General features: G+C 62.0%; 13 protein-coding genes. 3 read left to right on the top strand and 10 right to left on the bottom strand.

Annotated features, from left to right (window positions below):
* Positions 1–79 precede the first annotated feature (79 nt).
* On the top strand, positions 80–988 hold the full coding sequence (locus tag AC1DWZ_RS00315) for an isocitrate lyase/PEP mutase family protein (RefSeq protein ID WP_477166860.1): 909 nt from the start codon (positions 80–82) through the stop codon (positions 986–988).
* Here the strand turns inward: AC1DWZ_RS00315 and AC1DWZ_RS00310 are convergent.
* The 10 genes from AC1DWZ_RS00310 to AC1DWZ_RS00265 all read right to left on the bottom strand — a co-directional run bounded on the left by AC1DWZ_RS00310 (position 985) and on the right by AC1DWZ_RS00265 (position 12,656).
* The gene (locus AC1DWZ_RS00310; protein WP_477166859.1) at positions 985–1,518 is read right to left on the bottom strand and encodes a PAS domain-containing protein; all 534 of its coding nucleotides are present in this window, start codon (positions 1,516–1,518) and stop codon (positions 985–987) included. The genes AC1DWZ_RS00315 and AC1DWZ_RS00310 overlap by 4 nt on opposite strands.
* 33 nt (positions 1,519–1,551) lie before the next feature.
* Entirely contained in the window at positions 1,552–2,049 is a 498-nt protein-coding gene (locus tag AC1DWZ_RS00305) for a DUF1499 domain-containing protein (protein ID WP_477166858.1), read from the bottom strand.
* A gap of 43 nt (positions 2,050–2,092) precedes the next feature.
* A complete protein-coding gene (locus AC1DWZ_RS00300; RefSeq protein ID WP_477166857.1) occupies positions 2,093–3,418 on the bottom strand; it encodes an HlyD family type I secretion periplasmic adaptor subunit in 1,326 nt (441 codons plus the stop codon).
* Positions 3,415–5,169, bottom strand: coding sequence for a type I secretion system permease/ATPase (locus tag AC1DWZ_RS00295; RefSeq protein ID WP_477166856.1), 1,755 nt, complete (start codon positions 5,167–5,169; stop codon positions 3,415–3,417). The genes AC1DWZ_RS00300 and AC1DWZ_RS00295 overlap by 4 nt, the downstream gene beginning before the upstream one ends.
* A gap of 3 nt (positions 5,170–5,172) precedes the next feature.
* On the bottom strand, positions 5,173–5,913 hold the full coding sequence (locus AC1DWZ_RS00290) for a hypothetical protein (RefSeq protein WP_477166855.1): 741 nt from the start codon (positions 5,911–5,913) through the stop codon (positions 5,173–5,175).
* Positions 5,903–7,282 carry a glycosyltransferase family 4 protein gene (locus tag AC1DWZ_RS00285; protein WP_477166854.1) on the bottom strand — a complete coding sequence of 460 codons (1,380 nt, stop codon included), beginning with the start codon at positions 7,280–7,282 and terminating at the stop codon, positions 5,903–5,905. Before AC1DWZ_RS00285 ends, AC1DWZ_RS00290 begins: the two co-directional genes overlap by 11 nt.
* 5 nt (positions 7,283–7,287) lie before the next feature.
* On the bottom strand, positions 7,288–8,109 hold the full coding sequence (locus tag AC1DWZ_RS00280) for a class I SAM-dependent methyltransferase (RefSeq protein ID WP_477166853.1): 822 nt from the start codon (positions 8,107–8,109) through the stop codon (positions 7,288–7,290).
* Positions 8,106–10,304: a glycosyltransferase family 2 protein gene (locus AC1DWZ_RS00275; RefSeq protein WP_477166852.1), complete on the bottom strand. Its 2,199-nt coding sequence runs from the start codon at positions 10,302–10,304 to the stop codon at positions 8,106–8,108. Before AC1DWZ_RS00275 ends, AC1DWZ_RS00280 begins: the two co-directional genes overlap by 4 nt.
* Before the next feature lie 75 nt (positions 10,305–10,379).
* A complete protein-coding gene (locus AC1DWZ_RS00270; protein ID WP_477166851.1) occupies positions 10,380–11,282 on the bottom strand; it encodes a calcium-binding protein in 903 nt (300 codons plus the stop codon).
* Between the two features lie 156 nt (positions 11,283–11,438).
* The gene (locus AC1DWZ_RS00265; RefSeq protein ID WP_477166850.1) at positions 11,439–12,656 is read right to left on the bottom strand and encodes a glycosyltransferase; all 1,218 of its coding nucleotides are present in this window, start codon (positions 12,654–12,656) and stop codon (positions 11,439–11,441) included.
* 186 nt (positions 12,657–12,842) lie between these two features.
* Between AC1DWZ_RS00265 and galE the strand changes: the two genes are divergently transcribed.
* Together galE and rfbC are read left to right on the top strand one after the other, a co-directional pair.
* Positions 12,843–13,838: a UDP-glucose 4-epimerase GalE gene (gene galE, locus AC1DWZ_RS00260; RefSeq protein WP_477166849.1), complete on the top strand. Its 996-nt coding sequence runs from the start codon at positions 12,843–12,845 to the stop codon at positions 13,836–13,838.
* The gene (rfbC, locus tag AC1DWZ_RS00255; RefSeq protein ID WP_477166848.1) at positions 13,828–14,478 is read left to right on the top strand and encodes a dTDP-4-dehydrorhamnose 3,5-epimerase; all 651 of its coding nucleotides are present in this window, start codon (positions 13,828–13,830) and stop codon (positions 14,476–14,478) included. Before galE ends, rfbC begins: the two co-directional genes overlap by 11 nt.
* The last annotated feature ends 2 nt before the right edge of the window (positions 14,479–14,480 follow it).

The raw sequence follows: 14,480 nt of genomic DNA, 5'->3' as shown, positions 1-14,480 counted from the left end.
CGTTATGATAGCAGATCGGCTTTGGATACGAGATCATCAAGCCAGAGCATCAAGCCAGGTCATCAAGAGGGTCATGCCCATGCGTCGTACCGCCCGCTTCCGCGAACTCATCGACCGACCGGAGATCCTGGTGCTGCCGGGGGCCCATGATGCGCTGTCGGTCCGCATGATCGAACTGGCGGGGTTCGACGCCTTTACCGCCGGCGGTTACGCCGCCACGGCGAGCCTGCTGGGCGCACCGGATATTGGGCAGCTGGGCCTCTCTGAAATGGCCGATCATTATGCGCGCCTCTGTGACACGACGCCGTTGCCGATCCTCGCTGATGCCGATACCGGCTATGGCTCGAGCATCAACGTGGCGAGGACCTTGCGTGCCTACGAGCGTGCCGGCGTCGCCGCCCTCTTCATCGAGGACCAGGTGGCACCGAAGCGCTGCGGGCACATGGAAGGCAAGCGCGTCGTGCCGGTGACCGAGATGGTGGCCAAGATCAAGGCGGCGACCGATGCCAGGGTGGATCAGGACCTGGTCATCATGGCGAGGACCGATGCGCGTGCCATCGAAGGGCTGGAAGCGGCCATCGAACGGGCGCAGATCTACCGCGAGGCCGGGGCCGATCTCATCTTCGTCGAGGCACCGCTGACGCCCGACGAGATGGCGCGAATCTGCAGCGAGATTCCCGCCCCGTGCATGGCCAACAATGTCGAAGGCGGCAAGACGCCTTTGCTGTCGGCAGCCCAGCTTGAGGATATCGGCTATGCCTGTGTTGCCTTCCCGGTGGCTGCGACCTATGCCATCGCGCACACGCTGCGGCGGCTCTACACCACCTTGCGGGAAAGCGGCGACACCCAGGCACTGCAGGCTGAGATGCTGAATTTCACCGCCTTTCACGACATCGTGCGGCTGCCGGCCCTGCGCGAGATGGAGCGCGGCTGCGATGGCTTTGCCCGCGACCTCTTGGAACGCGTGGCGGCAAGATCGGTAGATTAGCCGCGCGTCGTCACCGGCGTCATGTCGGGGATCTGGTAGCGGTCGAAATCGTCATAGGCCTCGATGGCGATGAAACTGCCGGCCGGATCGTCGCCGCGCAGCAGGGGCAACAGCGCGAACTCATAGCTGGTGATCCGACCGTCCAGGAAATGGAGATCGTTGATACCGACGAGGGGGCACCGCTCGCTATGCATGAAGCGGTAGCATTGCTGCCAGTCGACACTGTCGCGGGCGCTGTAGACCAGTTCGTCGAGATATTGGCCGGTGAAGTCCTGCTGGCTAAAATCGGCAACGGCGGTGCCAATCAACCGGAACAGCACGCGGAACGGGTCCGGCTCGATATCGCCCAGCAGAATGAAGGGCAAAACCGGCTTGATCGCGGCGGGATCGATCTGGGTGCGCCGGGGTGGCAGATTGTCGCGCCAGGCCGACAGCCAGTAGGCATAGAGCGTGCGGGTCGATGGCATCCGCGCCTGTGCCGCGTCCGTAAAACGGTGAGAACCAGGCGGCGCTGCAGAAATTCTGCTCATAATCACGTCAGTTCAATGAATTAGCGATGGCCGTCAGGCAGCCTTTGCGGGAACGCCCAGCTTCGCCAGCCAGTCCGTCACGCGGGCGATATTAACGCCAAAATCGCCATGGCCATAATTGGACCTGCTGTAGATGGCCAGAGTGGCGTGGGTCGCATCGACTGGCATCACCGCGATGTTGACCGTGTCCGGAAAACGGAACAGGCGCGAGCGCTGCACGAACACGAATTTGAGGCCAGTCTCGTCGCGCGCCGCAAGCTCGGTACGCGGTTCCTTGACCAGCACGTCAACAATCCGCGCTGCCAGCTGGTCGGCAGGGAGCGCCACGATCTCGGTGAGAAGATCGGTCTTCGCCTGGCAAAGCCCAATCGGACAGGCCAAGGCGGTGTTGGGCGTCTCGGCCCGTACCAATGTTGCAAAATCGATGAAGCCGGTCTCGGCACTGCAGCCCGCCGTCAGCAGGCAGAAACAGCACAGAAGGCCCAAAATGGGGTGCTTGCGTCGGTTGGATTGAATCTCTGAACGGGCCATCGGGCGGTACCACCTTGCGGGATACCGCCCTTATAGCGTGCCGTCACTCCTCGCGGAAGGCGCGGTGCCAGCTGTCGGTGATGGGGGAGATGAAATAATCGATGGCGCGGCGGGGGCCGGTGGCAATCAGGACCTCCGCCGGCATGCCGGGATAGGGTACCACCTTCAGCTCCGGCGGCAGGGAGGAGAGATCGAGCTTCACCCGTGCCAGATAATAGGCGACGCCGGAACGTTCCTCGACGATGCGGTCGGCGGAGACGGTGATCACTTCGCCGTCGATCGACGGGACGCGGCGCTGCTTATAGGCCAGCAGCTTCACTTCGGCCTTCAGACCGACATGGACGGAATCGATATCGTCGGTCTTTACCTTGGCTTCGATCACCAATTGATCGTCCTGCGGCACGATATCCATGACCGGCTTGCCGGGCTCGACGATGGCGCCGGGGCCGAACACCTGCATGTTGACGATGCGTCCACCCTGGGGGGCACGCAGATCCATGCGCTTCAAGACATCTTCGAGGCCCGCCAGACGACCCACATAGTCGCTGCCTTCAGAGAGGACCTGCTGCAATTCGGCATTCACGTCGCTGGCGCGGGTCGATTTCAGATTCTCGATCTCGATGCGCAGGCCCGCCATGGTCTCGCCACCGCGCGCGATGTTGGACTTCAGCTCGCCGATGCGGCCGCCCAGTTCGGCCGAATCCCGCTCCAGGCCACGCAGGCGTGGAATCTCGGTGAGACCCTTCTTGTAGAGCTCGCGGATGCTGACCAGCTGCTTTTCCGTGATCTCGCGCATCTCGCGGGTGGCCCCGATCTGGCTTTGATAGCCATCGATCTCGTTCTCGGTCTCGGCGATCTTTTTCATGCGCATGTCGGCGCCTTCGTCGAAGGCCGACCAGCGGGCTTTCAGAAGCGATTCCTGCGATGCCATCAGCACCTTGATCGCCGGGTCCGACCCTTGCGCCAGCAGTTCCGCCGGATAGGTGATCGTGCGCTGGCCTTCCTGCTCGGCGGTCAGGCGCGCGATCCGCGCCAGGCGCGAATAATGCTCCATGTGCAGCTGGTTGATCTGCGACTGCACCTGGGTTGTGTCGAGGCGCAGCAGCACATCGCCCGCCTTCACCTGGTCGCCATCGCGCACCAGCAATTCCTTGATGATGCCGCCTTCAAAATGCTGCACCGACTTCTTGTTGCTGTCGACCACCACGGTGCCGTCGGCAACTGCCGCCCGGTCGAGCGATGCGAGCAAGCCCCAGAGAACAAAGCCGCCAAAGCCGAAGAGGACAACGGCCAATCCGGTGATGATGTAACGGCGAAGGCTCGGTTCCGGATAGACCAATCCGGCATGGTTCATCTCGATGACGCTCATGATTTCACCAACCTTGCCACACTGGCAGTTGCAGGCGCCAACGCACCTTCGCTTTTGCCGGACGCGGTCACCGAGCGGAGCACATCGGCGCGCGGCCCGAACTGGGCCATGCCACCGTCGCGGAGCACCAGCAGCTTGTCACAGACGCCGACGATCGAGGGGCGATGGGTGATGAGGACGATGGTGGTGCCATCGGCCTTCGCCGCAGCCAGCGCATTCATCAAGGCCTGTTCACCGGCCTGATCGAGATTGGCATTGGGTTCATCAAGCACCATGAAGGCCGGCGCGCCGAACAGGGCCCGGGCCAAGCCGATCCGCTGCCGCTGGCCACCGCTCAGCGAATAACCTTGCTCGCCGATTTCGGTATCGTAGCCATGCGGCAAGGTGCCGATGGTTTCATGGACATCGGCGCGACGTGCCGCCGCCACGACCTTGGTGGCCTCCGCCTCGCCCATATGCGCGATGTTCTCACGGACGGTGCCTTCCAGCAGCGAGACCGATTGCGGCAGATAACCCACCGCGGCGCCGAAGGAGGACCGCTCCCAATTGATCACGTTCTGGCCGTCGAGATAGACGGCACCCTGGGTCGGACGCCAGACACCCACCAACAGGCGCGCCAGCGTCGATTTGCCCGCGGCCGACGGTCCAATGACGCCCAAAACCTCACCCGGCTCCAGCGAGAAGGTGATATTGCGCAGCACGGCACGGTCCGATCCCGGCGGGATGAAACCCAGCCGATCGACCACAAGCCGTCCTTCCGGGTTGGCCAGCGCCATGCCAGGGGCACGCGTTTCCACACGGCCGATGAGATCCTTCAAGCGCGAATAGGCACCGCGCGCGAAGACCCATTGGCGCCAGCCTTCGATCAACTGATCGAAGGGCAGCAGCATGCGGCCCATGATGATGGAGGCGGCAGCCATGGTGCCGGGCGAGGCCATGCGTTCGATGACCAGGATGGCGCCGGCCGACATCATGCCGATCTGCAGCATGTAGCGGATGGTCTTCGACAGCGCCGAGAGAGAGCGGGCGCGGCGGTTGCCTTCGTCCAAGCCCTGCAACACTTTGTACTGGCCATGTTCCCAGCGCCGGGCGATAGCCGGCAGCATGCCCATGGCCTGAATGACTTCGGCATTGCGGAGCGCCGCCGCAGTCTGGCCGGTGCTTTTCACGGCAGCTTCATTGGCTTCCGCGAGCGGCCGGCGCGCCACCAATTCCATGGTGAGGCTCAGGCTGACGATGATGATGGCGGCCGCCACGGCGATGAGCCCATAGACCCAATGCAGCATGAAGAGGACCGCCAGAAACAAGGGCGCAAACATCGCCTCGAACGGCACGCTGACCGCCGAGCCGGTCAGGAACTGGCGCAGATCGTTGAGATCGCGCAACGCCTGGCCGGGGTGATTGTTGCGCCCTTCCAGATTGTCGCTGACCGCCGCCTGCAAGGTCGGGCCATTGAGACGCCGCGCCAGGCGGTCGCCGAGAACGTGATAGACGCGGCTGCGCACATATTCGAGCGTGCCCAGCATCGCAAGACCACCAGCCGCCACAATGATCAGCATCGAAAGCGTGTCGAGGCTGCGACTGCCCAGCACGCGGTCGTAGACCTGCACCATGAACAGCGGCACGATCAATTGGCAGACGCAGATGAATGCCGTCAGGAAGCCGACAAAGGCAAGACCGCCGCGCAGCGCTCGGATCGCCGCGTCGAATGGGTTGTTCTTCATGCTGGCCTGGGTTTTGGGACCCGCCATAATTCAGTGACTCCCCAGCAGATGATAGACGATGAAGCCGACCGAAACGGCACTGGCCAGGAGGGCCCAGGTCCAGAGCAGGACGGGCTTGCGGCGATGTCCCTTGCGCTCGACCTCGAGCAGTCGCTTGTCATAGCCCTGCAGCATGGTGTCGAAGCGAACCTGGAACACTTCCATCGCTTCCAGGCGATGGTCGACGTCCGGCAGGGCGGCATCGAGCCGCTCGAGCGATTGAATGACGCGATCGTTGAGGCTTTGATCGAGACCGCCGCGTTCCTTGGCGACCGAAACCAATTGCTTGATCTGGCCCTGCAGGCGCTGGTCCCGGGCGCGAATTTCACCCAGCACGACGGCACTGACCGAGGCCGGTGCTGGCGCCGCATTCTGCCGCTTCAACTCGACCGAGGAAGCACCATCGCTGGTCGTGGCGATGACGGTAACCGGCGAGGCGCGGTCGATTTCGCCGATCGCCGGAATGTTGGCAACGAAGGCATAGCGGCCATCGCCGATGCCGTTGGCGACCAGATCGGGCCGCGGCAGGTTCGCTTCAAGACGGACGATCAGCTCGGCACCTTGGCGGACTTCGACCGTGAGACGCTCCGACGGCTCGGTCGTGTTCCAGGCCCAGCCGTAGATCCGATCCGGTTCGATGGCGTCGATATAGCCCTGGATATGGGGCGCACCATTCTGCGGCACAGCGGCGCCGGTATCCTGCTTTGTGATGACGTCTGCGTTAACCGACATGAGACACCGCTTTTTCCGCTTTCGATTTCGCCGCCAAAGGTTTAGCCGCGAGAGATTTAGATTTTGATAACGATGAGTTTGTTGGCATTTTAGATACTTTGTTTTGGTCTTCGGCGAGCAGCCCACGATAGAGTGCCAGATGTTCGGCAGCGCAATCTTCCAGCGTCCGGCGCGGCTTGATCGCTGTGACTAAATTGTCCCACAGTTGCGGTTCGGTGAGCGCTCGCTCCATGACATCCGCCAAGGCCGAGGCATCGCCCGGTCGGAAGGTCAGTCCATCGATTCCATCGCGCACGGATTCGGCCATACCGCCCATGTCGCTGGCGATCACCGGGCGCTTCTGGGCGAAGGCTTCATCGATGACCAGGGGCGCGTTCTCCCACCAGATCGAGGGCGTCACCATCCAGTCCGTGTTGCGCATGAGATTGGCCATCTCGTCCGCCTGATAGGCGCCATGCCAGCCGACAAATCCGTCGACCTTGGCCAGGGCGGCGGTGAGATCGGCTTTGAAGGCCTCGCTCTGGAACGGCGCACCACCGTGGATATCGACCCGGAAGGCGCCCGGGTGGCGCTGATTGAGCAGCCGTGCAGCTTCCAGCAGGACCAGCACGCCCTTGTTTGGGCTGAGATTGCCGAAATAGGCAAAATTCCCGCGTATCTCGCCCTTCTTGAGGGACCGGTGCGGCATGATTTCCGGGGCCGGCCGCGCATTGCGCAGGACCTCGATCCGATCCGGGGCCAATCCCCAGGCGATATAGCGCCGGCGCAGGAAATTGCTCGGGCTGAGAAAGCGGTCGACCACGGAGAAATGCGTCTTGATGTGCCGCTCGCGCAGCACGAAATGCTCCTGGTCGATGGTCGGGAAGCAGCGATGGCAGGCATCGGGCGAGGCCGCATGACATGGCCGCCGGTCCTTGGTCGTCACCATCTGACCATCATGGGCGCAGATCGAATAATAATCATGCAGCGAGAGGGCGATCTTTGCCTTGGGCAACACGCGCCGCACCAGGAACAGGATTTCGACCCCCATCAGCAGAATGTGATGGAAGTGGACGATGTCGGGCTTGAGCTCATGGAGCAGGTCGGTGAGTTCCGGCACGATGCCGTGGAGATCGATCTGCGACAGGTAGAAATTATCGAAATGACCGGTCCACATCAGCATTTCGTCGCTGTTCGGGCCGATGCCCTGGAACACGGTGCCCGGCCGCTGGCGCCGATGATTCTGATCGACGCAGCCGATGAACACCCCCTTCACATCACCATCGTCATTCAACTGACGGTGCAGGTCGCGCGCAAAGATCTCCGTCCCGCCCGGATGCAAGGCGGGATGGTTGTGACAAAGATGCAGCACCTTAAGTGGTTTCATCATGTCCTCTATTTGCCGCGCTGAAACACGCAGATGTCCTGGAAGTTCTCGGCCACGCGCCCGCTCCAATGGCCAAAGGCGATCGGGCGGTGCAGCTGCAGCCCCTGGGCCCGCGCGGTGCCGAGAAACCAATCGGCATCGAAGGCGACGGCCGCCATGGGATGGGCCTTATCGGCGATATAATCGGGCCCCTCGCCTTCCAGATGAAAGGCCGGGCGCGCCTTCTTGGCCGCGACCAGCGTGCGATTGGCTTCATCCATCACGAAGGCCGTGACGAACAGGCGCCCCGTCGGTCGCAACAGGCGCGCGGCTTCGCGCAGATAAAAGGTGGTGTAGCCGGGATCGAGATGTGTCACGACCGAGGTCATGAACAGGAAATCAACACTGTCGCTGTCGAACGGCAGGACAGCCTGTTCATCCAGGCGACCATCCGGATTGTAGAGCTGGTTCTTGAAGTCGAGATGCAGGAACTCAAAATTGGCATAGGCAGCGGCGATGTTCTGCTGGCACCATTCGATTCCGGCCGGCACCACGTCGAAACCGCTGTAGCGGCCGGCCGGCGCCTCCAGGAATTGTGTGAGAGGCAATGCCATGCGGCCGATACCGCAGCCGATCTCCAACACACGGTGCTGCGGCTTCAGGCCGCCCAGCTCGACGAAGTGGCGCAGGAATTCGCAGCCGATGGCCAGGAAATCACCATCGCCGACAAAGTTGCGCTCCTGCGGCGGGATCGGCAGGAAATTGTTGCGCCGGATCGACTTCAGTTGCGCCGCAAAGACCGCTTCTTCGATATCGAGCGCGTTGATAGGAGCCTGGGTGACGGCATTCATGATGCGGCACCGCTGGTCTTGCTGCCGAAGCGCGTCATCAGCGCCTGCATGGCGCTACCCCAGCGCTGTCCTGCCAGCCAGCGGTTGTAGAGACCGGCCACACTGCGCTGATAGCCCGCATGACGGTTGATTGATTTGCGCTCGAAATGGAACAGCACGGCCTCCGGGCAATAATAGATGTCACCGCCCGCGGCACGCAGCTTCAGGCACAGATCGGAATCTTCGTAATCGCCGATGATGTAATCCTCGGTGAAGCCACCGACATCGAGGAAGGCCTGCCGGCGTACCAGCAAAGCAGCACCCGTCACCGCTGGTACCGAGCGCGTTTCCAGGGCCGGCGCAAAGTCACGGGGCGCACCCTTGTGGTAATGAAGGTTCAGCCAATGGCCACCGGCATCGCGGGTGAAGCGCATGCCGGCATGCTGCAGGGAATGATCGTCGAACAGCAGTCGCGCACCCGACGCCACGACATCCCGCCCCTTCAACAAGGGAGCTACCAGCTTCTGCAGCCAGCCAGCAGCTTCCGGCACGACATCCGAGTTGAGGAGGACCAGGAATTTACCTTGGGCGATGGCAGCGCCGGCATTGTTGGCAGCAGCGTAGCCGAAATTGCCGGACATGATCATGATGGTCATCGACAAAGCATAAAGCTGATGCAGGCCGCTGAGGAAATGGACGAGGTCGGGGCGCTGCTCAGGCGAATCGAGCACGAAGATGATCTCCGCCTGCGCCATCTCAGGGTCAGTGGCAAAGCTGCCGATCTGGAAGCGGAGATAGTCGAGATTGCGATAGAGCGGGATGATCAGCGAATAAAGCGGTTTCTTGGGCCGCGTTCCCAATTGCACGATATCCGGTTCGCGGCGCGCAGCGAGATGCTGGCCATGGAGCGGGACAGCGGCGGGCGCGATGACACGGGCGATCGCCTCCGTGGTCAGATGCTCAGGCGGCACGCCACCCAGCACAGCATCGCGCAGCTGGACCGGTGTCCCCTGCGCCGGCCGTGCCAGGATCTCCAGCGTGGCGCCGGATCCCAGCTGCAGCTCTACTTTCGCCTGGCCGCGGATGGTGCCGACATCGGGCAGAAATGCCACGAAACCCAGCGTTCCCGAGTGGCCGTCATAATGCTTGTCGATGTCCGGGCGCGGGAAGCGCAGCCAGATGTCGTCCAGGCGCTGCGACTTGATGCCGACCGCCACGAGATGCGCCTCCCGCGTCAGTTGATGCGGATCACGCACCCAGCCTTTGACGAAGATGCCACCCTGCCCATCGCCGATCAGCAGTTCGATGGCGGCGCCGACCGGCATCTTCTTGTCGGTAAGATTGCGACGCACAGCTGGCTGGAACAGTTCAAGCTCGCGCAGCAAGGCGGCAGCCGAGGTGTCCTCATCGGCGATCTCGGCCACACAACGCATGACAAAGGCACGGGTCGTGGTGGCGATCGGCTTGTTGGCCTGTAGCCAGGCCAGGAATGGTGTCTGGGGCTGCGCGGCGATGCGCGCGGTGGCAAAGCCCTGGGATCCCACGACGACCAGCAGGCTGCCCACTTTCAGGGCCGCGCGGTCGAGCAGGATCAGGCTGCGGCCCTTGCCGACCTTCAGCGGCTTGTGGAGACCGATGGTGATGCCCCGGTCGCCGATGATGATGACATCTACGATGTCGCCGATATGGCCGGGGACCGGCATGCCGGCCAGAGCCAGATGCTGGCTGATCACCGCCTCCGGGGTGAGGGAAGCGGCATGCGGCGCCAGATCCGTGAGCAGGCTGCGGCACAGGCGGCCATAGGCGGTGTCGTGTTTGAGCTGAAAGAGATCGCGGCACACGTCCAGCAACTGACGCACCAGGCGCAGCTTGCCGGTCTCGTCGAGGTCGCGGACCAGGCAGTCGCGGTCGAATGGCAAGGGCGTCGCCGGATCGGCACGGCCGAGCAACTGGCCGTCAAGGGCCATGAGGTCGATCGGCTTTTGCGCCTTCGGACTTGGCCGGAAAATAATCATCTGCCGCATGCCGCCATCCAGCAGCGGCAGCGCCACCTTGATCATCGGTGGCGGCAGAACCTTGCCGTCCTGCATCGGCATCAGGCTCGCGGTCTCGCGCGTCACAATCAGGCGCAGGCCCCCGGGCATGTCGAAGCACGCCGGCTTATCATCAAGAACGGGCCGCTCGTTGGGCAAATGGTCGATGGGCTGAACCAGCATGTTTTTCCATTATCCGCCAAAGAAAATGGCGCCGGGTCCTGCGCCAGTGTTGGCCGGACCCGACGCCATATCCTGTTAGCTGATGACGAAGAACGCGCTCGGATTGGCCTGCACGTCGACCGCCTTGACGCCGACCAGCGTTACCTGGTCGCCGCCACCGAAGTCGATGACCGCGTTGCCGCCGACATCGTGCGCCAGCGAGGCCACGTCGTCCGCGGAGGTGACATCGAGACCGTTGATGTTCTTCGAGACGTGGAGGATGTCTTCACCCTCCTCGAAGTCCATGATGACATCCTGGCCGCCGCCGCCGTGGAAGACGAAGGTATCGTCCCCGGCACCGCCACGCAGGAAGTCAGCACCAGCGCCGCCATCGATTGTGTCATCGCCGTCACCGCCGACGATGCGGTCCGCGCCGTCACCACCCAGGAGGTGGTCATCGCCCTTGCCGCCATCGAGGCTGTCATCACCTGCACCACCCTTGAGCAGATCGTCGCCGTTGCCGCCACTGAGGCTGTCCTTGCCGGCACCGCCTTCAAGACGATCGTCACCGTTGGCGCCGCGCAAGGCATCATCGCCCTCGCCGCCGTAAAGCTGATCGTCACCGTTGCCGCCGGTCAGATCATCCTTGCCGGCACCGCCATTGAGGATGTCGTCGCCGGAACCGCCATTCAGCCAGTCGTCGCCACCATCGCCGAAGATCGTGTCTTCGCCGGAACCGCCATTGATGTAGTCGGCATCGGCCCCGCCATGGATGCCATCGCTGCCAGAACCGCCCAGGACGTGATCGGAGCCGGTGCCGCCAGAAATACTGTCGTCACCACCACCGCCACCGATCCAATCATGGCCGGAACCACCGTCGATATAATCCTTGCCACCACCGCCGCTGATTGCGTCGTCACCACCGCCGCCCAGGATCGTATCCCCGTGGCTGGTGCCGACAAGACGGTCGGCGAAATCACCGCCCGGAATTGTCGCCATCGTGTCTCTCCTCGTTTGGATTGCTGGTCGTTGGTGCCGAAACCGCAGTTACTTGAACAGCAAATATCGAGGGCCGCAACATTTGTATTGTTATATAACTATGAAGCTAATTTTCGACGTCGTAATTACTCTAGCTTATACTTTGGTGGCATTTTTCTACGGCACGATCGTGGTGCCGCTCGTGGCGAGTGCCTTCCATTTCGGCAGCAGCAGAGTGCGAGAAAAGTGCAATTTTGCTCGGTTACTGGCGTTGCTGCGCATTTTAGAGGCATGTGTTGCATCATTTATCGCATGCATGATCACTTTTTCCAGCGCTGCAACATCACGGTGATCGACAAAGTGCGCCGTCGAATCATCGCCAAGTACTTCGCGGGTCGGTTCTGTGTCCGATGCGATGATTTGGCACCCGCATGCCATCGCCTCAACGAGTGACCATGAGGGAACAAATGGCACTGTCAGATAGACATGCGCGCTCGATATCTGCAGCAGCCGGCGATAGTCATCGCGCGCCAGCGTGCCTATGAAATGCAGGCGTGTGAGGTCGAGATCCGGCAATTCACGAAGCGCTCTCTCCTTATATGTCTCGCCATCCGGCAGCGCGCGTGAATAGAAGGGGCGGTCCTCGCCGGCGATGGCGACATGCAGATTCTCGTCGGCACGCAGGCAGCCGGCGATGGCACGCATGAATTCCGGAAAGCCGCGATAGGGCTCCATGCCGCGCGTCGCGTAGGTTACTAAATGATTAACATTGGTGAGATCGACACCGCTGAATTGGCGCGAGACATTCGTCGCCGGTTTGAAATATTCGGTATCAACACCATCGTGAAGGGTGACCAGCTTGTGCTGGTAGGCGCGCGGCAGTCGAGATTGCTGAAAAGCCGTTGGCACAAGGCCTAAATCGACATCTTCCAGCATCATCAGAATCGGTGCATTAAGCGTGCGGATGCGGCAGGCATTGTCCGGGGTCATGGCATCCGGAGCCAGATAGTCCGCATCGCTGTTATGCGGATGATAATACCATTCGAAATAGCCGATGAGCCGTGCCCGCGGGAATGCTTCGCGGAGATACAGGCCAGCGCCCCAGCCACAATGTGCGAATATCACATCCGGCGTAAAAGCTTCTTCGCGCAGCCGATGGCACGCTTCGAAGACTGCCTGCCCGGCGAGCACCCCTGCTTCAAAGCCATGCAGATAATGATGCGTCGATGGTGCTGGCGCGCGCCGTGGCTGATAGCGGCGCACCATCATATCAGCGCGATCTCCGACCACAGCAGAAGTTACGAATGCAACACGATGATGCGTCGATTGCGCCAGATGCTCGGCCAATGCACCGAATTGGCCGGGGAAATCACGATGCACGAACAGGATATTCAAAGCGATCTCCCGCAGATGAGACGAAACAGTGACGTCACATAAAATGCGCAACACACATCTTCTTGCAAGTCTTTGCATACAGATATTGTCGCGACCTTTATGAATATTATCGCCAATAAGTAATTAGTGCTTTGCAGCATTCTGTTTGATAACTTCGCTCTTGGAAACAGCCAGGATGAGAACGCAATGCGCCATGTGCTTGTAACCGGCGGTGCCGGATATGTCGGCAGCCACGCGTGCAGAATACTCGCGGCCAGCGGCTATCAACCCGTGACCCTCGACAATCTTTCCACCGGTCATCGCTGGGCCGTGAAATGGGGCCCGCTTGAAGTCGGTGATATCGCTGACCACAAACTTGTCACATCGGTGATCGCGAAATATAAGCCCGTCGCCGTGATGCATTTCGCAGCGCTGTCGCTGGTCGGTGAATCCGGATCGCTGCCGGCCCGCTACTACGACAACAATGTCTCGGGTACCTTGTCGCTGCTGCAGGCGATGCGCGTCGGCGGTATCGATCGCTTCATCTTCTCCAGCACCTGCGCCACTTATGGACAGCCGGAGCAGTGCCCGATCGAAGAGACGACCCGGCAGCAGCCGATCAACACCTATGGCCGCAGCAAGCTGATGGTGGAAACCATCCTGCAGGATTTTGTCGCCGCCTACGGGTTGCGTGCGACCGCCCTGCGCTATTTCAATGCGGCTGGCGCCGCGGCCGAAGATGGTATCGGCGAGGCGCATCAACCCGAAACACATCTCATTCCCCTCGTCATCGAAGCGGCCCTCGGGCAACGCGGGCCAGTCCAGGTGTTCGGCGAAGATTATCCGACCGCCGACGGGACCTGTGAGCGGGACTATGTGCATGTCAACGATCTGGCCAGCGCCCATGTCCGCGCGATCGACTTCATGGAGGCACAGCCCGGCTTCCATGCCTTCAACCTCGGCACTGGCCGACCCTATTCCGTACGCCAGGTTATTGCCGCGGTCGCCGCCCAGGCCGGCCACAGCGTGCCGCAGGTGATGGGCCCGCGCCGCGTGGGCGATCCGCCCGCTCTCTATGCCGATCCGCGCCGCGCCAAGGACATGCTCGGCTGGACGGCAACTCAATCCTCCCTCGACGAGATCGTCACCAGCGCCTGGCGCTGGCATGCAGGCAATGCCAGGGAGGTGCGCCTTGCCGTTTGATCCCGCACCCAACAGTCATTTGTCAGCCAACCATCTGCCGGCTGGTGTCCGGCTGATCTCCGGGCGGCAATTCGCCGATGCGCGTGGCTGGTTCATGGAATTGCACCGCCGGCAACCGAGCGATGACGCGGCGAACGCTTCCCTGCCCGACTTCTATCAGGACAATGTCTCGCTCACCGGACAGCCGGCCGTGGTCCGCGGCCTCCATTTCCAGCGGCCACCCTTTGCGCAGGCCAAGCTGGTCACTGTCCTGGCCGGCGCCGTCCTCGACGTCATTGTCGACCTGCGCTCAGGCTCTCCGGATTTCGGCCGGCCGGCCACTTTTCATCTCGCGGCCTCGACCGGACAACAGCTCTTCGTGCCGGCAGGCTTTGCCCATGGCTTCTGCTCGCTACAGCCCGAAACGCTGGTGCACTATAAGGTGTCGGCGCCCTACACGCCCCAGGCCGAAGGTGGCATCGCCTGGGACGATCCGGACCTCGGCATCCAATGGCCCTTCACTGCCGCAGAGATCCTCGTCTCCGACAAGGATGCGCTGTTGCCACGCCTGCGCGATGTTGCCCCCATCGATTGGCAGCAGCACGCCGCGGTGAGCCAGCCGCATGGCAGTGGCCGTCGTGCCCAGAGGATCGCCATATGAGG

The sequence above is a fragment of the Dongia sp. P2_B8 genome, from assembly GCF_056404715.1.
The sequence above is the reverse complement of the archived record's forward strand: the minus strand, read 5'-3'. Positions and strand labels throughout refer to the sequence as shown.

Excerpts from the sequence above, each read along its gene's own strand:
- AC1DWZ_RS00315 (WP_477166860.1), top strand. The coding sequence starts at position 80 with ATGCGTCGTACCGCCCGCTTCCGCGAACTCATCGACCGACCGGAGATC.
- AC1DWZ_RS00270 (WP_477166851.1), bottom strand. The coding sequence starts at position 11,282 with ATGGCGACAATTCCGGGCGGTGATTTCGCCGACCGTCTTGTCGGCACC.
- AC1DWZ_RS00285 (WP_477166854.1), bottom strand. The coding sequence starts at position 7,282 with ATGATGAAACCACTTAAGGTGCTGCATCTTTGTCACAACCATCCCGCC.
- AC1DWZ_RS00275 (WP_477166852.1), bottom strand. The coding sequence starts at position 10,304 with ATGCTGGTTCAGCCCATCGACCATTTGCCCAACGAGCGGCCCGTTCTT.
- AC1DWZ_RS00295 (WP_477166856.1), bottom strand. The coding sequence starts at position 5,169 with ATGGCGGGTCCCAAAACCCAGGCCAGCATGAAGAACAACCCATTCGAC.
- AC1DWZ_RS00280 (WP_477166853.1), bottom strand. The coding sequence starts at position 8,109 with ATGAATGCCGTCACCCAGGCTCCTATCAACGCGCTCGATATCGAAGAA.
- AC1DWZ_RS00290 (WP_477166855.1), bottom strand. The coding sequence starts at position 5,913 with ATGTCGGTTAACGCAGACGTCATCACAAAGCAGGATACCGGCGCCGCT.
- AC1DWZ_RS00300 (WP_477166857.1), bottom strand. The coding sequence starts at position 3,418 with ATGAGCGTCATCGAGATGAACCATGCCGGATTGGTCTATCCGGAACCG.
- galE (WP_477166849.1), top strand. The coding sequence starts at position 12,843 with ATGCGCCATGTGCTTGTAACCGGCGGTGCCGGATATGTCGGCAGCCAC.
- AC1DWZ_RS00305 (WP_477166858.1), bottom strand. The coding sequence starts at position 2,049 with ATGGCCCGTTCAGAGATTCAATCCAACCGACGCAAGCACCCCATTTTG.
- AC1DWZ_RS00310 (WP_477166859.1), bottom strand. The coding sequence starts at position 1,518 with ATGAGCAGAATTTCTGCAGCGCCGCCTGGTTCTCACCGTTTTACGGAC.